16 protein-coding genes and 2 rRNA genes (1 of these 18 running past the window's edge) are annotated in these 19,855 nt (G+C 69.4%); 8 read left to right on the forward strand and 10 right to left on the reverse strand.

Annotated features, from left to right (window positions below; genetic code table 11):
- Positions 1–27 precede the first annotated feature (27 nt).
- From ABAZ39_RS21095 to ABAZ39_RS21110, 4 genes are all read left to right on the forward strand, one after another.
- Complete coding sequence (locus ABAZ39_RS21095) at positions 28–2,274, forward strand: hybrid sensor histidine kinase/response regulator (RefSeq protein WP_040134708.1); 2,247 nt, start codon at positions 28–30, stop codon at positions 2,272–2,274.
- A complete protein-coding gene (locus ABAZ39_RS21100; protein ID WP_081863190.1) occupies positions 2,271–3,371 on the forward strand; it encodes a chemotaxis protein CheB in 1,101 nt (366 codons plus the stop codon). Before ABAZ39_RS21095 ends, ABAZ39_RS21100 begins: the two co-directional genes overlap by 4 nt.
- Positions 3,368–4,168, forward strand: a complete 801-nt coding sequence (locus tag ABAZ39_RS21105) for a response regulator (protein WP_040134710.1) — start codon at positions 3,368–3,370, stop codon at positions 4,166–4,168. The genes ABAZ39_RS21100 and ABAZ39_RS21105 overlap by 4 nt, the downstream gene beginning before the upstream one ends.
- A gap of 152 nt (positions 4,169–4,320) precedes the next feature.
- Positions 4,321–5,832 (forward strand): hybrid sensor histidine kinase/response regulator, encoded by a 1,512-nt coding sequence (locus tag ABAZ39_RS21110; RefSeq protein ID WP_247881674.1) that lies wholly within the window; start codon positions 4,321–4,323, stop codon positions 5,830–5,832.
- Positions 5,833–5,862: 30 nt separating this feature from the next.
- On the opposite strand, the gene ABAZ39_RS21115 is transcribed toward ABAZ39_RS21110, so the two are convergent.
- The 5 genes from ABAZ39_RS21115 to fdnG all read right to left on the reverse strand — a co-directional run bounded on the left by ABAZ39_RS21115 (position 5,863) and on the right by fdnG (position 12,293).
- A complete protein-coding gene (locus ABAZ39_RS21115) occupies positions 5,863–6,702 on the reverse strand; it encodes a hypothetical protein (protein ID WP_137116900.1) in 840 nt (279 codons plus the stop codon).
- Between the two features lie 76 nt (positions 6,703–6,778).
- On the reverse strand, positions 6,779–7,597 hold the full coding sequence (gene fdhD / locus ABAZ39_RS21120; RefSeq protein ID WP_040134717.1) for a formate dehydrogenase accessory sulfurtransferase FdhD: 819 nt from the start codon (positions 7,595–7,597) through the stop codon (positions 6,779–6,781).
- 68 nt (positions 7,598–7,665) lie between these two features.
- Positions 7,666–8,298 (reverse strand): formate dehydrogenase subunit gamma, encoded by a 633-nt coding sequence (locus tag ABAZ39_RS21125; protein ID WP_040134720.1) that lies wholly within the window; start codon positions 8,296–8,298, stop codon positions 7,666–7,668.
- On the reverse strand, positions 8,295–9,224 hold the full coding sequence (gene fdxH / locus ABAZ39_RS21130) for a formate dehydrogenase subunit beta (protein ID WP_040134722.1): 930 nt from the start codon (positions 9,222–9,224) through the stop codon (positions 8,295–8,297). Before fdxH ends, ABAZ39_RS21125 begins: the two co-directional genes overlap by 4 nt.
- 3 nt (positions 9,225–9,227) lie before the next feature.
- On the reverse strand, positions 9,228–12,293 hold the full coding sequence (fdnG, locus tag ABAZ39_RS21135) for a formate dehydrogenase-N subunit alpha (RefSeq protein WP_081863191.1): 3,066 nt from the start codon (positions 12,291–12,293) through the stop codon (positions 9,228–9,230).
- Positions 12,294–12,695: 402 nt separating this feature from the next.
- Between fdnG and fdhE the strand changes: the two genes are divergently transcribed.
- Positions 12,696–13,364, forward strand: a complete 669-nt coding sequence (gene fdhE, locus ABAZ39_RS21140) for a formate dehydrogenase accessory protein FdhE (protein WP_247881675.1) — start codon at positions 12,696–12,698, stop codon at positions 13,362–13,364.
- Positions 13,365–13,380: 16 nt separating this feature from the next.
- Here the strand turns inward: fdhE and ABAZ39_RS21145 are convergent, their stop codons facing one another.
- Both ABAZ39_RS21145 and ABAZ39_RS21150 read right to left on the reverse strand, forming a co-directional pair.
- Positions 13,381–15,489 (reverse strand): cache domain-containing protein, encoded by a 2,109-nt coding sequence (locus ABAZ39_RS21145; RefSeq protein ID WP_040134724.1) that lies wholly within the window; start codon positions 15,487–15,489, stop codon positions 13,381–13,383.
- Between the two features lie 56 nt (positions 15,490–15,545).
- On the reverse strand, positions 15,546–17,036 hold the full coding sequence (locus tag ABAZ39_RS21150) for a sigma-54-dependent transcriptional regulator (RefSeq protein ID WP_040134726.1): 1,491 nt from the start codon (positions 17,034–17,036) through the stop codon (positions 15,546–15,548).
- A gap of 159 nt (positions 17,037–17,195) precedes the next feature.
- On the opposite strand from ABAZ39_RS21150, the gene ABAZ39_RS21155 reads away from it, so the two are divergent.
- Both ABAZ39_RS21155 and ABAZ39_RS21160 read left to right on the forward strand, forming a co-directional pair.
- On the forward strand, positions 17,196–17,981 hold the full coding sequence (locus ABAZ39_RS21155) for a class II aldolase/adducin family protein (RefSeq protein WP_051658319.1): 786 nt from the start codon (positions 17,196–17,198) through the stop codon (positions 17,979–17,981).
- A gap of 42 nt (positions 17,982–18,023) precedes the next feature.
- Positions 18,024–18,212, forward strand: coding sequence for a 4-oxalocrotonate tautomerase (locus tag ABAZ39_RS21160; protein ID WP_014197963.1), 189 nt, complete (start codon positions 18,024–18,026; stop codon positions 18,210–18,212).
- 87 nt (positions 18,213–18,299) lie between these two features.
- Here ABAZ39_RS21160 and ABAZ39_RS21165 read toward each other — a convergent pair whose 3' ends face one another.
- Positions 18,300–18,602, reverse strand: coding sequence for a hypothetical protein (locus tag ABAZ39_RS21165; RefSeq protein WP_014197964.1), 303 nt, complete (start codon positions 18,600–18,602; stop codon positions 18,300–18,302).
- 146 nt (positions 18,603–18,748) lie between these two features.
- Between ABAZ39_RS21165 and ABAZ39_RS21170 the strand changes: the two genes are divergently transcribed.
- A complete protein-coding gene (locus ABAZ39_RS21170; RefSeq protein WP_040134730.1) occupies positions 18,749–18,967 on the forward strand; it encodes a hypothetical protein in 219 nt (72 codons plus the stop codon).
- Between the two features lie 193 nt (positions 18,968–19,160).
- Here the strand turns inward: ABAZ39_RS21170 and rrf are convergent.
- Together rrf and ABAZ39_RS21180 are read right to left on the reverse strand one after the other, a co-directional pair.
- Positions 19,161–19,276, reverse strand: a 5S ribosomal RNA gene (rrf, locus tag ABAZ39_RS21175).
- A 133-nt stretch (positions 19,277–19,409) separates the two neighbouring features.
- Positions 19,410–19,855 (reverse strand): 23S ribosomal RNA (locus tag ABAZ39_RS21180); it runs 2,301 nt beyond the window's last position.

Here is a 19,855-nt window from a genome sequence, read left to right on the forward strand (position 1 = left end):
CAAGGACGGACGGAAGGTGCGGGCGGCATGAACGACATCCGCACGCGCCTGCTCGCCGCCTTCGACCTGGAGCACAAGGAGCACCTCGCGGCCATCCGCGAATCCCTGCGCGCGGTGGAGAAGGACCCGGCGCACCACCCCGATCTGGTGGAGATCCACCGCCGCGCCCACAGCCTGAAGGGTGCGGCCCGCGCCGTCGACCTGCCGGAGGTCGAGCGGCTGTCCCACTGGCTGGAGGCCGCCTTCATCGCCATCCAGCGCGGCACGGTTCCCTTCGACGCCGCGGCGCGCGACGTGGTGCGTCGCGCGCTGGACGCCATCGAGGATGTGGTGGCCTGGGCGACCCGTGGCGGCGGCGAGGTGGACATCGCCGAGGTGCTGGCCGAGCTGACCCGCATGGGTGGCGAGGGCGGCGGGCCGGAACCGGTCCAGCGCCGCCCCGCCGCCGCGGAGGCGGGAACCGCTCCTCCGGCCGCCGCGCCGCGCCCGGCCCGCTCCGTCGATGGCCGCGAAAGCGCGGCGTTGGTCCGCATCCGCAGCGCCGGGCTGGAGCGGCTGTTCACCGCCGCCGCCGGCCTCCTGCCGGAGATCGAGAACCAGTCCGCCCTGGTCGCCGAGCTGCGCGAGCTGCGCAGCGAATGGCGCGCCCTGGAGCGGAGCTGGCACGCCATGCGGCCCCGCCTGCTCCGCGGCGGCTCCCACGACGCCACGGGGGCTGCCGGCATCAGCTTCGCGGGCGACGAGACGGCCTTGCGCCTGTCCTCCTTCGAGCGGCGCTTCCGCGCGCTCGGCGCCTCGCTGGACGCGGCGCACCGCGCCCATGACCGCCATCTCTGGTCACTGCGCCGCTGGGGCAGCGGCTTCCAGGACGAGGTGCGGCAGCTCCGCATGCTGCCGGCGGAATCGCAGTTCAGCAACCTCGGCCGCATGATCCGCGACATCAGCCGCGCCCAGGGCAAGGAGGTCGAGGCGGACATCCGCGGGCTGGAGACCCAGGCCGACCGGGTGGTCCTGCAACGGCTGAAGGACCCGGTGCTGCACATCGCGCGCAACGCCGTCAGCCACGGCGTCGAAACCCCGCAGGAACGGGTGGTCGCGGGCAAGCGCGCCGCGGCGACCGTCCGCTTCGAAGCCTCGGTGGTCGGGCGCCGCCTCGTCCTGCGCGTCGAGGACGACGGGCGCGGCCCGAACCGCGAGGCCATCGCCCGCCACGCCGTCGAGCGCGGCCTGCTGGGCGCCGACGAGGCGGAGTCGGCGCCCGAGGAGCGGCTGCTCGACCTGATCTTCGAGCCGGGCTTCTCCACCGCCCCCACCGCGAACGAATACGCCGGGCGCGGCATGGGCCTCGCCATCGTGCGGCGGGAGGTCACCCGGCTCCAGGGCTCGGTGACGCTGGCCGCACGCGAGGGCGGCGGGACCGTCGTCACGGTGGAGGTGCCGCTCAGCCTGCTCAGCCAGCGGCTGGTCTTCGTCGCGGTCCAGGACGACATCCTGGCGATTCCCAGCAACGACGTGGCGCGAGTGCTCCGTGTCCCGGCGGACACGCTGTTCACCGACCTCGCCGCCCCGACCATCCGGCTGGAGGAGGAGGACGTTCCGGTGACGCCGCTGGCCGCCTTGCTCGGCTACGACGGCGCCATGCCGCAGGGCAACGGGGCGCCGCTGGCGCTCGTCATCCTGCGCACCGCCGGGCGGCGGGTCGCGCTGGTCGTGGACGCGCTGATGGCCACCCGCGACTCGGTGGTCACCCCGGCGGAGGAGGTGGGAATCGACGCCGCCCGCTTCCTCGGCACCGTGCTGATGGACGACGGATCGCCGGCCCTGGTGCTGAATCCCGCCGCCCTGTCGCCGCGCCCCGGCATGGCCCTGCCGCCGCTGGTCCGTCCGGTGGACGAGTCGGCGCGGCGGCGGCCGCACATTTTGGTTGTGGACGACTCCATCACCACGCGAACCCTGGAAAAGAGTATCCTGGAGGCCCATGGTTACCGGGTCACGCTGTGCGTGGATGGGCGCGAGGCGGTCGAAACGCTCGGCGAGCTGGAGGATGTGAACCTGATCATCAGCGACGTGGAGATGCCGAGGATGGACGGGTTCGCCCTGCTCCAGGCCGTCAAGGGCAACCCCATGACCTCCGATCTGCCGGTGATCCTGGTCACCTCGCGCGCCAGCGACGAGGACCGCGAGCGCGGGCTGGACCTCGGCGCCGACGCCTACATCGTCAAGACCCGTTTCGACCAGAACGAGCTTCTGGCCGGCATCCGGCGGCTGCTGTGAGCGGCGCCCGCAAGATCCGCGTCCTGGTGGTCGAGGACTCGCCGGTCGTCCAGCAGTTGCTCGCCCACGTCATCGGCGAGGACCCGCGGCTGGAGCTGGCCGGCATCGCCGCGTCCGGCGAGCAGGCGCTGCGGATGGTCGACTCGCTGCGGCCGGACGTGGTGTCGCTGGACATCCGCCTGCCGGGCATCGACGGCTTCGCCGTGACGCAACGGCTGATGCGCGACCATCCCGTGCCCATCGTCGTCGTCGCCTCCGACGTGCGCGACCTGGACATCCCCATGCGGGCGCTCCAGGCCGGGGCGCTCGCGGTGGTGGAGAAGCCGGGCAGCATGGCCCGCGCCGACTATCAGACCGTCGCCCGGCATCTCTGCACCCAGCTCACCATCATGAGCCAAGTGAAGGTGATCCGGCAGCGCGGGCGCCCGCGCAACGGCGATGAGGAGTCCCCCGGCAACGGTGGCCGCGGCAAGGGTGCCGCCGTCCCGCCACCACCGCCCCTGCCGCCGTCCACGGCGAAGCGGCAGTTCCGCGCGTTGGGAATCGCCGCCTCGACGGGCGGACCGGCGGCTCTGGTGAAGCTGTTGCGCGGACTGCCGACCAACTTTCCCCTGCCCGTCTTCGTCGTGCAGCACATCGGCGCGCCCTTCGTGGCCGGCTTCGCCTCCTGGCTGGGGTCGGTCACGCCGCTGCCGGTGGCGCTGGCCTCCGACGCGCCGCACCGGCCCGGCCACGTCTACGTCGCCCCCGGCGAGCTTCATCTGACCGCCGAGCCCGGCGGGATGCGGCTGGTCCACGGCGATCCGGTCTGCGGCCAGAGGCCGTCCGGGGACGTGCTGTTCTCCTCCCTGGCCTCGGCCTTCGGCGCCGCCGCCATCGGCGTGCTGCTGACCGGCATGGGGGAGGACGGGGCGCGCGGCCTCACCGACATGCGCCGGGCGGGCGCCTACACCATCGCGGAGCACGCCTCCACCGCGGTCATCCACAGCATGCCGGGGACCGCGGTCCGGCTGGGAGGCGTTACCGAGGAGCTGCCCATCGACAAGGTGGCGGCCCGTTTGCTGGAACTGGTTTCGACGGGAGTGGAGCCCTCATGAGTGGACCCAGGGCGCTGATCGTCATCGCCTCGCAGACGCAGGGACTTCTCCTGAAGCTGATGCTGGAGGAGCAGGGCATCGAGGCGAGCTGCGTCGAAACGGTGGAACCCGCGGTCGCCGAGCTGGCGCGCCGCCCCTTCGACCTGCTGATGGTGGAGGCCGACGGCGAGGCCGCCCGCACCCTGACGGAGCTGCGGCGGCGCTGCCCGGCCCCCGCCATGCTGCTGGGTTCGGCGGAGCGGGCGGCGGAGGCCGGGGCTCCCGCCGACGTGCAATGGGTGGATCCCGCGGATTCCCAGGGCGTGGTTCAGCAGGCCATGGCGCTGCTCGACCGGCGCAACGCGCCGCCGACGGTGTCCGACATCCTGCAGCGGGCGCGCATCCTGGTGGTCGACGACAGCGCGACCTACCGTGAGTTCCTGCGCGCCGAGCTGGAGGAGGACGGCTGCCACGTCGTCGCCGCGCGCAACGCCGACGAGGCGGTGGCGGCGCTGGAGGACGGGGGGCTAGACTGCGTGATCCTCGATCTCGTGATGCCCGGCACCAGCGGCACCCAGCTGTGCGAGCGGTTCGACCGTTTCCGTCGGCGCCGCGGCCTGTTCTTCCAGATCGTCATCCTGACCAGCCAGGAGGGCGACGACCGCCTGACCGCCAGCCTGACCGCCGGCGCCGACGACTTCGTGGGCAAGTCGCAGCCGATGGACATCCTGAAGATCCGTCTGATGGCCCTGCTCCGCCGGAAATACATGGTGGAGGACCACCTCGCCCGCCTCTCGCCCCCAATGCCTTCCGCATAGAAGGCGTATAGGGCTTTCAGGCGCTTTCATCCCCAGTGCACCAAAGGTTAAGGTGCTACACCTTCAGCTCTAGCGGGTAGAGAGAGACCGACGTGACGCCTCGGCACAGGAACAGGACCAGCATCGACACCGCGCCAGCGGAGACGGAGTGCGTGGAGAACGCGCTGCGCGTCTGCCGCGCCGCCGCGTTGCCGGCCTTCGTTCTGAGCGGGCCGCCGCACGCCGCCACCCTCTTCACCAACGACGCGCTGTGCGCCCTTCTCGGCAAGGAACCGGCGGCGGGCGGGCAGCCGGCCCCGATCTGGTTCGGAGCGGTCTGGCCGGCGGTGCTGGGCGCCGTCGACCCGCTGTTTTCCGGCGACACCGAGGAGCCGGTCGGCATCGAGCTTCTGCCCGTGGGCGACGCCGATCCCGCGACCTTCCAAGGCGTGCCGCTGACCCAGGACGGGCAGACGGTCGGCGTGCTGGCCCTGGCCACCCAGGCGGCCCCCGACGACCGGGTCGTCGCCCGCATGGAGCGGGAGATGCGCGCGGAGATCGAGCGGACGACCGCCGCGCGGTCGCGCTTCCTGGCTTCGGCCAGCCACGACCTGCGGCAGCCCTTCCAGGCGATGCGCCTGTTCCTCGACGCGCTGTGCAGCCAGATCAGCGACGAGAAGGCGCTGAGCACGGCCGAGATGCTGGGCAACGCCATGACGGCGGGCGAGCGGCTGCTGAACGCGCTGCTCGACATTTCCACGCTGGACGCCGGCACGGTGACCCCGGACCCGCAGCCGGTCGCGCTGGACGAGCTTCTGGGCCAGCTCGTCGAGGAGTTCCGCCCGCAGAGCGAGGAGAAGGGGCTGCGCCTGCGCGCCCGCCTGTGCCCCGGCACGGTGGAGACCGACCCCGTGCTGTTCGGGCGGGTGATGCGCAACCTGCTGACCAACGCCATCCGCTACACCCGGCACGGCGGCCTGCTGCTCGCCATGCGGCGGCGCGGCAACCGCTGGCGCATCGACGTCTGGGACACCGGCTTCGGCATCCCCGAGGAGCAGCTGACCGCCATCTTCGACGAGTTCCACCAGCTCCAGAACCCCAACCGCGATCCCACCCGCGGGCTGGGCCTCGGCCTCGCCATCGTGCGCCGGCTGGCGGAGCTTCTCGGACTCCAGGTCGAGGTGCGGTCGCGCATCGGGCGCGGCACCGTCTTCTCCGTCTCGCTGGAGGCGGCGAGCCCGCTGGCCGAGCCGCCGCCCAGCCTCGCCACCCCTCCGTCCTCCTCCGCCGCGGCGCCGCCCCTGACCGGGATGACCGTGCTGGCGGTGGACGACGAGGCCATGGTGCTCACCGGCCTTCAGATGATCCTGGAAAGCTGGGGCTGCACCGTCGCCGCCGCGAGCGACATGCGGGAGGTCTTCGCGGTGCTGGACGGCTTGCCCGACGCGCCGTCGGTCATCCTGACCGACCTGCGGCTGCCCGGAAAGGTGTCCGGCTTCGACGTGATCGACCGGGTGCGCCGCCTCTACGGCCGCGAGATCCCCGCCGTGGTCCTCAGCGGCGAGACGGCCCAGAGCGCCCTGCTGGAAGGCCAGCGCCGCGGCTGCTCCTTCCTGCACAAGCCCCTTCACCCCGGCGACCTGCGGCAGGTCCTGGAACGGCTGCACGGCGACGACGGGGAGTAGCCGGAGGCCCGGCTCCGCGGATCGGCGCCGTCAGGGCATCTGGTGATGCTCCAGCCAACGGTCGTGGCATTTGTCCTGCCCGTTGAAGCAGGACTGGTTGATGTCCTCGCGCATGGCCTTGTAGGCGATGCGCTGGTCATCCCCGGCGCTGTTCCGGACCGTCGGCTCCCAGACGGCCAGCTTGGACGCGATCAGGTTGAGCACCTCATGCCGGGGATGGATCCAGGCGCCGAAGCCCGGCAGGGAGTCGAAATTCCTGCGGCAGTATTCCGTGTCCGCTTTCGTCAGGCGGATGTAGATGCGATAGGTGGGATGGGTCGCCCAGGCGTCGGCCCATTTCAGGATGGATCTCTGGGCTTTGAGCATCGCCGCGCCTTGCGGGTCGACATGGTTGGCAATCTCCTGCCAGTTCACATGCGACGGCGCCGTGATGAGCTGGACGAGCAGGTCCTTGAGCTGGTTGGCGTAGGCCAGAGCCTTGGACAGCGCGCCCTCCGCCTCCCATCCGCCGAGGTCCATGGGATCGTCCACCCGCATCACATTCTCTGCGCCGGGAACGACGTTGCCGAAGGCCCAGAGGATGCGCTCCATCAGCGCTTCGATCCGGGCCTGCGGGTCCGGGGTCTGCGCGATCACGCCGTTGTTCACCGCATAGGTGCCGACGTTGATCAGGAGTCCGTCGCTGCTGGCATCGACGGCCCGGTTGCGGAGATTGAGCAGGATGTTCTGCGGACAGATGTGGTGATCGGTGACCACACTGAGATTGGCCAGCCCGTTGAGCTGGGCGGCGTCCTGGACGCTGTTCCGCCATTCCGCGAAATCGAGCGGCTTGGACTTGGTGTTCTTGATCGCGGCCCTGTCGAGTGGCATCGGGGTCTCCGTCATCCGGCTGGTATTTCCCAGACGACGGAGCGGCACCTTCCGTGAAGCCTCCCGCGGGAGGCGCCTACGCCCAGCGGTCGCCGTGGCTGTAGACGACCAGCCGGTTGCCGCGGGCGAAGCCGGCCAGCGACACGCCGCAGCTCTCCGCCATGCGCACCGCCATGCCGGTGGGGGCGGAGATGGCGACCAGCCCGCTGATGCCCAGCCGAGCGGCCTTCTGCACCAGCTCGTAGCTGGCGCGGCTGGAGGTCAGGACGAAGCCGCCCCGCCGGTCCACGCCCGTGCGCACCAGCCAGCCGATCAGCTTGTCCAGCGCGTTGTGGCGGCCGACATCCTCGCGCACCGCCAGGATCTCCCCCGCCGCGTCCACCCAGGCGACGCCGTGGGCCGCCCCGGTGGCGCGGTGCAGGGTCTGCCGCTCGGCGAAGCGGGGCAGCGCCCGCTCCACCGCGCCGACCGACAGCCGCCCACCCGAGGGGACGGGCTGGCCGGACCGGGCGATGGCCTGGAGGCTTTCCACCCCGCAGACGCCGCAACCCGACCGCCCGGCGATGCTCCGCCGTTTGCCCTTCAGCGCCATGAAGCGCTCCATCGGGATCTCCATGCGCACTTCGATCCCGTCGCAGCCCTCCACAACCCGCAGGCTCTCCAGCTCCTCCGCGCCGGCGATGATCCCCTCCGTCAGGGAGAAGCCGAGGCCGAACTCCTCCAGGTCGTCGGGGGTCGCCAGCATCACCGCATGGACGATGCCGTTGTAGGCGATGGCGACGGGCACCTCCTCCACCACCGCGTCGTCGCAGAGCTGTGCGGCGTCCGGACCCAGCCGCAGAACGGTCATGCGGTGGGTGGTGGACGGCGCGGCAACGTCGGTGGCGAGGCTCATGGCGGGTATCCTTCCTAGTAAATTCCCCTCTCCCCAGAGGGGAGAGGGCTATAAGCGCCCTCAGGCGATCAATGCCCGGTTTCCTTGCCGGTCACCTGACGGAACCAGCGCGGATGGTGCTTGCGCGCCCAGGCGTGGGTGACGACGCCCTCGACCATCGCGCGGATCGTGCCCTGCACCCACAGCGCGGCGTAGACATGGACGATGATGCTGGCGATCAACACCAGCGCGCTGGCGGCGTGGACCAGAAGCGCCACGCGGATGATCGGGATCGGGAAATAGCCCGCGAAATAGGGCCGCCACGCGATCACCCCCGACACCAGCAGCAGGATCATGCACAGCACCATGACCCAGAACATGCCCTTCTGGCCGCCGTTGTAGCGGCCGATGTCGCCGACCTCGTTGCCCTTCATCACCTCCTTCACCGACATCATCCATTTCACATCCTCCTTGTTGATGAGGTTGTGGTGGGCGTAGCGGAAGAACTGGCGGGCGAAGGCCAGGAACATCACCACCCCGACGAAGGGATGGACGATGCGGGCGAGCTGCGGCGTGCCGAACACGCCGGTCAGCCAGAAGAAGGCCGGGTAGAAGAAGGCCAGCCCGGAGATGGCGAGCAGAACGAAGCAGACCGCCACGATCCAGTGGTTGATGCGCTCCGCGGCGCAGTAGCGTTGGATCAGCTTTTCCGACGTCTTCACAGCGCGTTCTCCCGTTCCTTATGCTTGGTTCCTTGAGCGGGCGGGACCGGCGGCGTGCCGTGATCCGCCTCGTCCTCGTCATCGGCGCGGTTCGGGCCGACCGTGATGTAATGGAAGAAGCCGAACAGGCCAGCGGCGGCGACGCCCAGCGTCGCCAGCGGCTTCAGCATGCCCTTCCACACCCCGACGACGGCGCTGATCGACGGGTTGTCCGGCAGGCCGGAGTAGAGCGTCGGCTTGTCGGCGTGGTGCAGCACGTACATGACGTGGGTGCCGCCCACCCCGGCGGGGTCGTAGAGGCCCGCCTGGTCGTAGCCGCGCGACTGGAGGTCGGTGATGCGGGTCTGGGCGACCTCGATCATGTCCTCCTTGCTGCCGAACTGGATGGCGCCGGTAGGGCAGGTCTTGACGCAGGCCGGCTCCTGCCCCACCGCCACGCGGTCGGAGCACAGGTTGCACTTGTAGGCTTTGCTGTCGGCCGGGCTGAGGCGCGGCACGTTGAACGGGCAGCCGGAAATGCAGTAGCCGCAGCCGATGCAGTTCTCCTGATGGAAGTCCACGATGCCGTTCTTGAACTGCACGATGGCGCCCGGCGACGGGCAGGCCTTCAGGCAGCCGGGGTCGGCGCAGTGCATGCAGCCGTCCTTGCGGATCAGCCACTCCAGCTTGCCCTTCTCCTCCACCTCGTTGAAGCGCATGACCGTCCAGGCCTGCGAGGACAGGTCGGTCGGGTTGTCGTAGACGCCGACGCAGGTGCCGACCTCGGCGCGCAGTTCGTTCCATTCCGAGCAGGCGACCTGGCAGGCCTTGCAGCCGATGCAGACCGTGGTGTCGATCAGCTTCGCCACCTCCTGCGGGTTGCGGGCCTGCGGGGTCGGCGTCGGGGTGGCGGACCGGCGCAGGATATCGAGGGATTGCAGTGCCATGACTTACGCCACTCCGATCTTCTCGACGTTCACGAGGAACGCCTTGTATTCCGGGGTCTGGGTGTTGCAGTCGCCGACCGCGGGCGGCAGCGTGTTGGACAGGAAGCCCTTCTTGGCCACCGTCTCCCAGCCCCAGTGCAGGGGGATGCCGATCTGGTGGACGGTGCGGCCCGCCACCTTCAGGGCCTTGATGCGCTTGGTCACCACCGCCTTGGCCTTGATGTGGCCGCGCTTGGAGGAGACCTGGACCCAGTCGCCGGCCTGGATGCCCTTTTCCGCCGCCAGCGTCTCGCCGATCTCCACGAACTGCTCCGGCTGGGCGATGGCGTTCAGCCGCACGCTCTTGGTCCAGAACTGGAAATGCTCGGTCAGGCGGTAGGTGGTGCCGACGTAGGGGAACTGGTCATGGGTGCCCAGCCGCTCGCGGTCGGCCTTGAAGATGCGCACCGCCGGGCTGCTGACCACCTTCGGGTGCAGCGGGTTGGTGCCGAGGGGGGTTTCCATCGGCTCGTAATGCTCGGGGAAGGGACCGTCCACCAGCTTGTCGGTGCAGAACAGCCGCCCGACGCCCTCCGGGTTCATGATGAAGGGGTTCATCCCGTCGGCCGGCGGCGAATCCACCTTGAAGTCCGGCACGTCGGCGCCCGCCCAGGCGGTGCCGTTCCAGGAAATCAGATTCCGCTTGGAATCCCAGGGCTTGCCCGACGGGTCGCAGGAGGCGCGGTTGTAGATGATGCGGCGGTTGGCCGGCCACGCCCAGGCCCAGCCCGGCGTGTTGCCGAGACCGGCGTCGGTGTTGTCGCGCCGGGCCATCTGGTTGCCCGCCTGCGTCCAGCTGCCGGCGAAGATCCAGCAGGCGCTCATCGTCGTGCCGTCGTCGCGCAGCAGGGCGAAGTTGGGAAGCTGCTCCCCCTTGCGGGCCAGGAACTTCGTCGGGTCCTTGGGGTCGGGGATGTCGGCCAGCGCGCGGCCGTTCATCTCCTTCGCCAGTTCCTCCGGCGTCGGCTCCAGCGGGTTCTTGTAGGGCCAGGAGAGGTTGAGGATCGGCTCCGGCGCGGTGCCGCCCTCCTTGGCGTAGAGGGTGCGGACGGCCATGAACAGCTCGGCCAGGATCTCCTGGTCGGTCTTCGCCTCGCCCGGTGGGTTGGCGCCCTTCCAGTGCCACTGCAGCCAGCGCGAGGAGTTGACGATGGCGCCGTCCTCCTCGGCGAAGCAGGTGGAGGGCAGGCGGAACACCTCGGTCTTGATCGACGCCGTGTCGACCTCATTGACCTCGCCGTGGTTCTGCCAGAAGGAGGCGGTCTCCGTGGCGATCGGGTCGATCACCACCATGTATTTCAGCTTGGCGAAGTCCGCCGCCGTCTTGCGCGCGTCGGGGAAGGAGGTCAGCGGGTTGAAGCCCTGGACGATGAAGCCGTTGACCTTGCCGTTGTGCATCAGGTCCATGACCTGCAGCACGTCGTACATCTTGTCCCACTTGGGCAGCCAGTCGTAGCCCCAGTTGTTCTCCGCCGTCGCCTTGTCGCCCCAGAACCACTTCAGCAGGCTGACGAAGAATTTCGGCGTGTTGGCCCAGAAGTTGAGCTGGCCCGGCGCCTGCACCTTCGGCGCGGTCTTGGCGATGTAATCGGCGAAGGTCGGGTGCGCCTTCTCCGACGGCAGGGTCAGATAGCCCGGCAGGTTGGTGGACAGCAGGCCGAGGTCGGACAGTCCCTGGATGTTGGAGTGGCCGCGCAGGGCGTTCACGCCGCCGCCCGGCATGCCGATGTTGCCCAGCAGGAGCTGGATCATCGCCATGGTGCGGATGTTCTGGGCGCCCACCGTGTGCTGCGTCCAGCCCAAGGCGTAGAGGATCGTGCCGACCCGGTCGCGCACCGCCGTGGAGCCGAGATGCTGGCAGACGCGCAGGAAGCCGTCCTTCGGCGTGCCGGTCAGGTCCTCGACCAGCTCCGGCGTGTAGCGCGCGTAGTGGGCCTTCATCAGGTTCCACACGCAGCGCGGATGCTGGAGCGTCGGGTCGGTCTTCGCCGTGTTCCCGTCCGCCTCGACCTCGTAGTTCCAGGACGAGCGGTCGTACTGGCCCTTGGCCGCGTCGTAGCCGCTGAACAGCCCGTCCTCGAACCCGTAGCCCTCCTTCACGATGTAGGCGGCGTTGGTGTAGGCGCGGACATAGTCCCACTGGATCTTGTCGTTGGCGACCAGCCAGTTGATGACGCCGCCCAGGAACACGATGTCGGAGCCGGCGCGGATCGGCAGATACTCGTCGGCCACCGCGGCGGAGCGGTTGTAGCGCGGATCGACGACGACGATGCGCGCGCCGCGCTTCTTCGCCTCGACCGCCCACTTGAAGCCGACCGGGTGTGCCTCCGCCGGGTTGCCGCCCATGATCAGGATGAAGTCGGCGTTGGAGATGTCCACCCACGTGTTGGTCATCGCCCCGCGCCCGAAGGTCGAAGCCAGCGCCGACACGGTCGGGCCGTGGCAGACGCGGGCCTGCGCGTCGGTGCCGACGATGCCCAGCGAGCGCATGACCTTCTGCGTCAGGATGCCCGTCTCGTTGGACGAGGCCGACGCGGTCAGCATGGCGGTGGACAGCCAGCGGTTCACTGTCACGCCGTCGGCGGTCTTGGTGACGAAGTTGGCGTCGCGGTCGTCCTTGATGTGGCGGGCGATGCGCTCGATCGCCTCATGCCAGGAGATGCGCTTCCAGCTGTTGGAGCCGGCCTCGCGGACCTCCGGGTACTTCAGGCGGTTCGGGCTGTGGATGAAGTCCAGCAGGCCGGCGCCCTTCGGGCAGAGCGAGCCGCGGCTGACCGGATGGTCGGGGTCGCCCTCGATGTGGATGATCTCGGCCTTGGCGTTCTTGGCGCCGTCGCCCAGGCTGTACATCAGCAGGCCGCAGCCGACCGAGCAGTAGGGGCAGGTGTTGCGGATCTCCTTGGCGCGGGCAAGGCGGAACTGGCGCACCTCGGCCAGCGCCTCGGACGGCAGGAAGCCCAGAACCCCCATGCTGGAGGCGGCGAGACCGCCCGCCGTGACCTTCAAGAACTGCCGCCGTGATACCTGCATGGGTGTGATGGGCATGAAACCTCCCTGATGTCGGCCCTGGTGTCAGGATGTGCCGGCCCGGCGCTTGAGCGCCTGGAGCCGGTGGCGCCGCACCGTCCGGGGTGACCCGGCCGGAGTAGCGCATCCCCCAAAGGGCAGATTCCGTGCCAGCCGGGGTCTGTGGCGGAACGCGGTGCGTTTGCTGGGGCGGACGGACGGAACGGCCATGCCCGCACCGCTCTGAGGGACATTTTGTCCAGCCGGCGATGGACAAAATGTCCCTGACGTTTGTGTGGAGGACAATCTGTCGGGGGTGGGAGCAGCTAAAATCCCCTCTCCCCTCCGGGGAGAGGGTTAGGGTGAGGGGGTTTCACTTATGCCGAACCTACCGCCACGCGCATCCCCCTCACCGGCCCTCCGGGGGTGGCCGCCACCCCCGCCACCCTGCCGCCGGAGGAGCAGTGGGCCGCCGACCTGCGCGCCCTGGCCGCCCGGCTGGACAGCCTGCCCGGCGGCGCGCGAGACGCCCTGACCGCTCTGGCCGCGTCCGACGCTGACACCCTGGAGGCGCTGGCCGGGCGCTGGGCCGGCGACGCGCTGGAGGACGGCGACCTCGCCGCAGCACCCTTCCTCGCCGCGGCCTTCCAGACCGCCTGGACGCGCCACGCCGCGGCGCTCGATCCGGCGTCGGTGACCACCCACGCCACCGCCACCGCCTGCCCGGTCTGCGGCGGCGCGCCGGTCGCCGGCGTGTTGCAGGTCGGCATGGAGAGCGGCGGCCTGCGCTATCTCCATTGCGGGATCTGCCACACCGCCTGGCACCATGTGCGCTCATCCTGCGTGGCCTGCGGCGACGGCAAGGACGTCTCCCAGCGCTTCGTCGAAGGGGCGGACGGCACGGAGGCCAACGGCGCAGTGCGGGCGGAGACCTGCGACGCCTGCCACAGCTATCTGAAGCTGCTGTTCCTGGAAAAGGCGCCGGACCTCGACCCGGTGGCCGACGACCTCGCCACACTGGCGCTCGACCTGCTGCTGGGCGAGGAGGACTACCGCCGCATCGGCGTCAACCCGTTCCTGGCGGTTGCGGGGTAAGGGGGTAAAGGACCGGTCAGCCTCCCGCGGTGATCCGCTGGGCGGCGAAGAAGGGCGCGGTCGGCTGGTCGGAATAGACGGCCTGCCGCCGCAGCCACAGGGTGAAGCGGGTGCCGCGCCCCGGAACGCTCTCCACCGTGATCCGCCCGCCGTAGCGCTGGACGATGGCGTAGCTGATCGACAGGCCGAGCCCCGTCCCGGTCTGCTTCTTGGTGGTGAAGAAGGGGTCGAAGATGCGGGCCAGATCGCCCGCCGCGATGCCGTGGCCGGTGTCCTCGACCCCCACCAGCACCCCTTCGAAGGGCTCCGCCCCCGGCAGACGCTCGTCCGGGCCGATGTCGCGGCTGTCCAGAGTCAAGCGGCCGCCCTCCGGCATCGCCTGCATGGCGTTGACGATCAGGTTGATCAGCACCTGCTGAAGCTCGCCGCGGTTCATCTCCACCGGGCCGCCCGCCTGCGCCTTCAGCGTCACCACGACCCGCGCCCGGTTCAGGTTGTGCCGGGTCAGCACCAGACAGTCGGACAGCACGCCGTTCACGTCGGTCGGCTCGGCGTAGCCGGCGAAGTCGCCGGGCCGGGCGAATTGCAGCAGCTTGGTCACGATGGCATGGATGCGCCGGGTCTGCTCGTCGATCAGCCGGACCTCCTGGCGCACCGGCTCGATCCCGTCGCCCAGCACCTCGCGCAGCAGGTCGAGGTTGCCCTGGATTACCGCGACCGGATTGTTGATCTCGTGCGCCACCCCGGCGGTCAGTTCGCCGATGGCGGTCAGCTTCTCGTTCATCACCAACTGCTGCTGGGCGCGGCGCAGGGTGGCGTTGGCCTCCTCCAGCGCCGCGGTGCGCAGCGCCACCTTGCGGTCCAGCTCCTCGGCGGAGCGCTGAAGCTCCCACCGCCGCGCCGCCACGGAATCCAGCAGATGGTCGAAGGCGCGGGCCAGCCGTCCCAGCTCGTCCCGGCTGGCGGTGGGGCCGATGCGCGCGGAATCCTCGCCCCTCTCGATGCGTACGATGACGCCGGCCATGCGCTCCAGCGGGCGGAAGATGGCCCGCGCGCCACGCAGGCCGACCAGCGTCCCCAGCCCCGACACCAGCAGGAACAGCAGGAACAGCCCGGCCAGCGCCTTGTACAACGTGTCGCGCAACGGCGATTCCAGGAACCCGACATAGAGCATGCCGATCCGCCGCCCGGCGGTGTCGCTCAGCGGCTGATAGCCCGACACATAAGTGTCGTTGACCACGAAGGCCGAGCCCAGCCACGGCTCGCCGCGGTCCAGCACCTTGTCCGCCACCGCCTGCGACGCCCGGGTGCCCAGCGCCCGCTGCCCTTCGAACAGCCGGACGTTGGTGGCGATGCGGGTGTCGCCCAGGAACAGCGTGGCGGTGCCCTGGCTGCCCAGCGGCAGCGAGGCGTCCTGATAGACGATGGTGTTCAGCCGGTCCACGATGCCCTGGTTGCCGTTCAGCAGCACCCCGCCTTCCAGCACCCCCAGCAGCCGCCCATCCGGCCCGTCGAAGGGAATGGCGACCTGGACCACCAGCCCGCGGTCCTCGGCCCCATGATTTTCGACATTGCGCGGATCGGGCCGGGCGGCGCGGGTCGGCACCAGCGGCGTGTGGGCGGCCCGGCGCAGCGCCGGGTTCAGCGCCTCCAGCTCCGCCGGGGCGAAGACCTCCAACCCGTGCTGCGCGTAGCCGTGCAGCGCCTCGCGCACCACCGACCAGCCGCTGCGGTCCGCCGGGACGGCGAAGGACCCGCCCGCCCGCACCATGCCCCCGGCGTCGAGCAGCAGCAGATAATCCAGACCGTGTTCTTCCGCCTCCTCGTCGAGCAGCCGGCGCAGATCGGCAGGCGTTCCGCGTTCCAGAACCAGGGCCAGCCGGTGGGAGGTCGCCACCCCCTCCAACCCGTTGCGCAGCGACATCTGCACCCGGTCGAAGAACTGCCGCGCCGTCCCCAGGTCGGAGCTGACCTTGTTGACCAGAAGCTGGTCGTAGCCCTGCGTTCCCCAGGCCCAGACGATCATCAGCAGAACCGGCGCGCCGACCAGCAGCGGCGCCAGCACCAGCGCCAGCAGCTTGAGCCGCACCGACTCCGCGTAGGCCGTCGCCAGCCGCTTCAGCATATTGGGCTGGGGCGGATTGGGGCGAGGCGCCGGAGATGGGGGCGGAGATTGGGGCGTCACACCCCCCATTCCACGCATTTCCGGTCCAGCGTCTTGCGCGACACGCCCAGCAGGTCGGCGGCGCGCGTCTTGCTGCCGTCGCAGCGCGCCAGCACGGTCAGGATGTGGCGCTTCTCCACCTCAGCCAGCGGCAGCACGTCATTGTCGCCGTCCATGCGGACGTGGCGGACCGGACAGGGCGCGCAGGGCGGGTTGCCGGCCACCGCGGCGGCGCACAGGCTGGGGTCCGCGGCCAAGCCGGCCTCCACCGCCGCGGCGTTGGCGGTGTCCAGATCGTCGAGCGGGAATTCGCCGAGCAGCAGCGACCGCTCCACGAAGTTGCGCAGCTCGCGCACGTTGCCGGGCCAGGAATGGCACATCAGCGCCCGCGTCACCTCCGGCGTCAGGGTCAGCGGCGGCACGGCCAGCCGCGCCGGCAGGAAGCGCATGAACAACGCGGCCAGCTCCGGCACGTCCACCGCGCGCTGGCGCAGCGGCGGGATGGTCAGCGTCATCACCTCCAGCCGGTAGAACAGGTCCGGGCGGAAGCGCCCCGCCGCGGCCTCCGCCTTCAGGTCACGGTTGGTGGCGGTGACCACGCGGACGTCCACCGGCACCTCCTGCTCGCTGCCGACCGGACGGATGCGCCGCTCCTCCAGAACGCGCAGCAGCTTGGATTGCAACGTCAGCGACAGCTCGCCGATCTCGTCCAGGAACAGCGTGCCGCCGTGGGCGTAGTAGAACAGCCCCTTGCGCGCGTCCTTGGCCCCGGTGAAGGCGCCGCGGGCGTGGCCGAACAGCTCCGCCTCGATCAGGTCGGCGGAGATCGCCGCGCAGTTCACCGCCACGAAGGGCCGGTCGGCGCGCGGCGACAGGTCGTGCAGCGCGCGGGCGACCAGCTCCTTGCCCACGCCGGACTCGCCCTGGATCAGCACCGTGGACGGGGTCGGCGCCACCCGCTGGACCAGCGAGCGCAACCGCGTCATGGCGTCCGACCGCCCGACGATCTCGTCCCGCCCGTTGTCCTTCTTCGACAGCTGCCGGCGCAGCACATAGTTCTCGCGGGTCAGCCGGGTGCGCTCGACGCAGCGGTCGATGGAGTTCAGGATCTGCTCGACCCGGAAGGGCTTCAGCACGAAATCCGCGGCACCGGAGCGCAGGGCGTCGATGGCCGTGTCCATGTCGGCGAAGGCGGTGACCAGGATCACCTCGCCGGCGTAGCCGCCGGCCATCAGCTCCTTCAGCCAGTCCAGCCCCGAGCGGCCCGGCAGGGCGACGTCGAGGATGATGACCTCGGCGTGGATGCGCTCCAGCTTCTGGGCGCCCTCCTCGGCGCTGCCCGCCACCTCGACCCGCCAGCCGCGCCGCTCCAGCGCGCGCGACAGGAAGCTGCAAATCCCCTCCTCGTCGTCCACCACGAGGATGGAGGGCTTCGCCTGATCCTCCATTCGGCCCCCTTCCGGCGCGCTGCGGTCGGACGGGGCGGAGACTGGAGCGGTCATGGTCATCACTGTGCACTCGGCGGCGGAAAGCCCCTCAGTCTAAGGGACCGCAACCAGGGCGAGCCAGTGATTTCCGAAATCCGGAATAGTCCCAGCGTCCCGCTTGGACAACCGCGCCGCGCCATGCGACGCTCCCCCGCTCATCGCACAGACCGGGAGCCGACTATGACGGACACCAGCGGATCATTCGTCCATGCCGGACCGCGCATCGCCGACACCGGCATCGGTGATGCCGAGTTGCAGGCCCGGATCGATCTCGCCGCCGCCTACCGTCTGGTCGCCGAACGCGGCTGGGACGACCTGATCTACACACACATTTCGCTGGCCGTGCCGGGGGAGCCGGGGCGCTTCCTCATCAACCCCTTCGGCCTGTCCTTCGACGAGGTGACCGCGTCCAACCTCGTGAAGATCGACATCCACGGCGCCATCATCAGCGACAGCCCCCACCCGGTGAACGCCACCGGCTTCGTCATCCATGGCGCCGTCCATGCGGCGCGCGAAGACGCGCGTTGCGTCATGCACCTCCACAACGAGGCGGCGGTGGCGGTGTCGATGCTGAAGGACGGGCTCCTCCCACTGTCCCAGCACGCCCTGCGCTTTTACCGCGACCTCGCCTACCATCGGTACGAGGGGCTGGCCCTGACCGACAGCGAGAAGGTCCGCCTCGTCGCCAACCTCGGCACCCGTCGGGCGATGCTGCTCCACAACCACGGCAGTCTGGTGACCGGGCGCACGGTGGCGGAGGCCTTCTGCCTGATGGACATGCTGGACAAGGCGTGCCGGATGCAGCTCGCCGCGCAGGCGGCCGGCGCGGAACTGGTGTCGCCGCCGCCGGAGCTGTGCGACAAGACCTACCGGCAGCTCACCGCCGATCCGGAGCCCGAAGGCGAACTGGAATGGCCGGCGCTGCTGCGACGCCTGGACCGGCGCTGCCCGGACTACAAAAACTGAGCTTTCCGGACCGCGGTCCGCAACAGAGGGGATGGAACGACGATGCCGCTGATCAATGTTCAGCTTTTCGAAGGCCGCACGCTGGAGCAGAAGCGCGCCTACGCCAAGGCGCTCACCGACGCCTCGGTCGCGGTGCTCGGCTGCAGCCCGGAGGCGGTCGATGTCATCTTCCACGACGTGAAGAAGAGCGATTGGGCCAGCGGCGGCAAGCTGTGGTCCGACCCCGAGTGACATCCGCTTCCCGGACGCCCATGGGAAGCATTGCTCACCCCATGGGCATCCGGACAAAAAACAGGCAGGCCAATTCCTGGCCTCCGTTCAAACCGCACCCACCGTCTTGCCCGTGAGACGGTAAACCGCGGTGGCGACCGCCCGATCCTCGCTGTCGCCGACCTCCATGCGTCGGTCGATGTAGTTGCCGAGAAACTCGACCAACGCGTCGCGGGTGACCGACTGCACCCACTGGCCATGCCGGCCATAGGCTTGCAGCGTCCAGAATTCCGAGGCCATCAGCGCCGAGCGGACGGATTTGGACGAGCCGTCCCAATGCGACCACAGAAAGTCGATGGCACTCTGAGCGACCGTAATCACCAAACCGGCATTGATTCCGCGTGACGCCATCGTAGTCTCCCTCTCAGCTTGCCGAGCGGACGCTCGTGAACGGAACTCGTTCAGCAAAAGCAGTGCCAGGGAGACCAAAACAAAAAGCCGTACCTCGTTCGGATGCGATTCGCCGGAAATCCAGACCAGACACGGGAGGAGTGGCCATGAACGCGCAGGAAGAGCAACGAGCGCGCGACGCGCTGAAATGCATCGACCGCGATCTCGACGCGCTCGACATCCAGATCGCCGCCTTGCAGGCGCGGCAACGATCCGGGACCTCCCTCGACCAATACATCCGCGTCCGCGACGCCCTGCTGACCGAGGCCCAGACGATCCTGACCCAACTCGATCGCCGCCCCGGCAACCAATCCCCACCCCCATAATCCCCTCCCCCGCGGAGCGGGGGAGGGTTAGGGAGGGGGCCCACAGCGATACCTCTCGCACAACAGGCACAACGAAAAGCCGGCGCTTCCCACGTGGGAAAGCGCCGGCCTTGCCGTTCATGAAGCCGATTGTCAAGTGTGTCTGAAGCCTTGCTGCGTCCACGTCCGTGTTGGTTTGGCGTGTGCCGTGGTGACCTGGCGGCGACCTACTCTCCCACGTCTTAAGACGCAGTACCATCGGCGCTGAGGCGTTTCACGGCCGAGTTCGGAATGGGATCGGGTGTTGGGAGCCTCGCCATGACCACCAGGTCACCAAGGCACACGCGAACCATCCGGACGGGGACGGCAGAGGTGTCGTTGATCGAGGACGTTTGCTCTTGTTCTTTGCGGTGTTGGCTCGTGCGCCCAGGGCTTGCCGCTGCGCGCGGGCCGCCTGCTGGGAAGGATCAAGCCGATCGAGCGATTAGTAAGGCTCAGCTTCAGGCGTTGCCGCCCGTCCACATGCCTCCTATCGACGTGATGGTCTGTCACGGCTCTCAAGGGAGTTCTGGTTTAGAGGTGGGTTTCCCGCTTAGATGCTTTCAGCGGTTATCCCGTCCATACTTAGCTACCCGGCCATGCCACTGGCGTGACAACCGGTGCACCAGAGGTATGTCCATCCCGGTCCTCTCGTACTAGGGACAGATCCTCGCAAAACTCCGACACCCACGGCAGATAGGGACCGAACTGTCTCACGACGTTCTAAACCCAGCTCACGTACCACTTTAATCGGCGAACAGCCGAACCCTTGGGACCTGCTCCAGCCCCAGGATGTGATGAGCCGACATCGAGGTGCCAAACGACTCCGTCGATATGGACTCTTGGGAGTCATCAGCCTGTTATCCCCGG

Origin of the sequence: Azospirillum argentinense (genome assembly GCF_000632475.1) — a bacterium.
In the GTDB taxonomy this organism is placed as follows: Bacteria; Pseudomonadota; Alphaproteobacteria; order Azospirillales; family Azospirillaceae; genus Azospirillum; species Azospirillum baldaniorum.

Bases quoted from the DNA above. Each gene is read 5' to 3' on its own strand.
- ABAZ39_RS21170 (WP_040134730.1), top strand. From the start codon at position 18,749: ATGAACGCGCAGGAAGAGCAACGAGCGCGCGACGCGCTGAAATGCATC.
- fdxH (WP_040134722.1), bottom strand. From the start codon at position 9,224: ATGGCACTGCAATCCCTCGATATCCTGCGCCGGTCCGCCACCCCGACG.
- ABAZ39_RS21155 (WP_051658319.1), top strand. From the start codon at position 17,196: ATGACGGACACCAGCGGATCATTCGTCCATGCCGGACCGCGCATCGCC.
- fdnG (WP_081863191.1), bottom strand. From the start codon at position 12,293: ATGCAGGTATCACGGCGGCAGTTCTTGAAGGTCACGGCGGGCGGTCTC.
- ABAZ39_RS21145 (WP_040134724.1), bottom strand. From the start codon at position 15,489: ATGCTGAAGCGGCTGGCGACGGCCTACGCGGAGTCGGTGCGGCTCAAG.
- ABAZ39_RS21115 (WP_137116900.1), bottom strand. From the start codon at position 6,702: ATGCCACTCGACAGGGCCGCGATCAAGAACACCAAGTCCAAGCCGCTC.
- ABAZ39_RS21105 (WP_040134710.1), top strand. From the start codon at position 3,368: ATGAGTGGACCCAGGGCGCTGATCGTCATCGCCTCGCAGACGCAGGGA.
- ABAZ39_RS21160 (WP_014197963.1), top strand. From the start codon at position 18,024: ATGCCGCTGATCAATGTTCAGCTTTTCGAAGGCCGCACGCTGGAGCAG.
- fdhD (WP_040134717.1), bottom strand. From the start codon at position 7,597: ATGAGCCTCGCCACCGACGTTGCCGCGCCGTCCACCACCCACCGCATG.
- ABAZ39_RS21165 (WP_014197964.1), bottom strand. From the start codon at position 18,602: ATGGCGTCACGCGGAATCAATGCCGGTTTGGTGATTACGGTCGCTCAG.
- ABAZ39_RS21095 (WP_040134708.1), top strand. From the start codon at position 28: ATGAACGACATCCGCACGCGCCTGCTCGCCGCCTTCGACCTGGAGCAC.
- ABAZ39_RS21150 (WP_040134726.1), bottom strand. From the start codon at position 17,036: ATGACCATGACCGCTCCAGTCTCCGCCCCGTCCGACCGCAGCGCGCCG.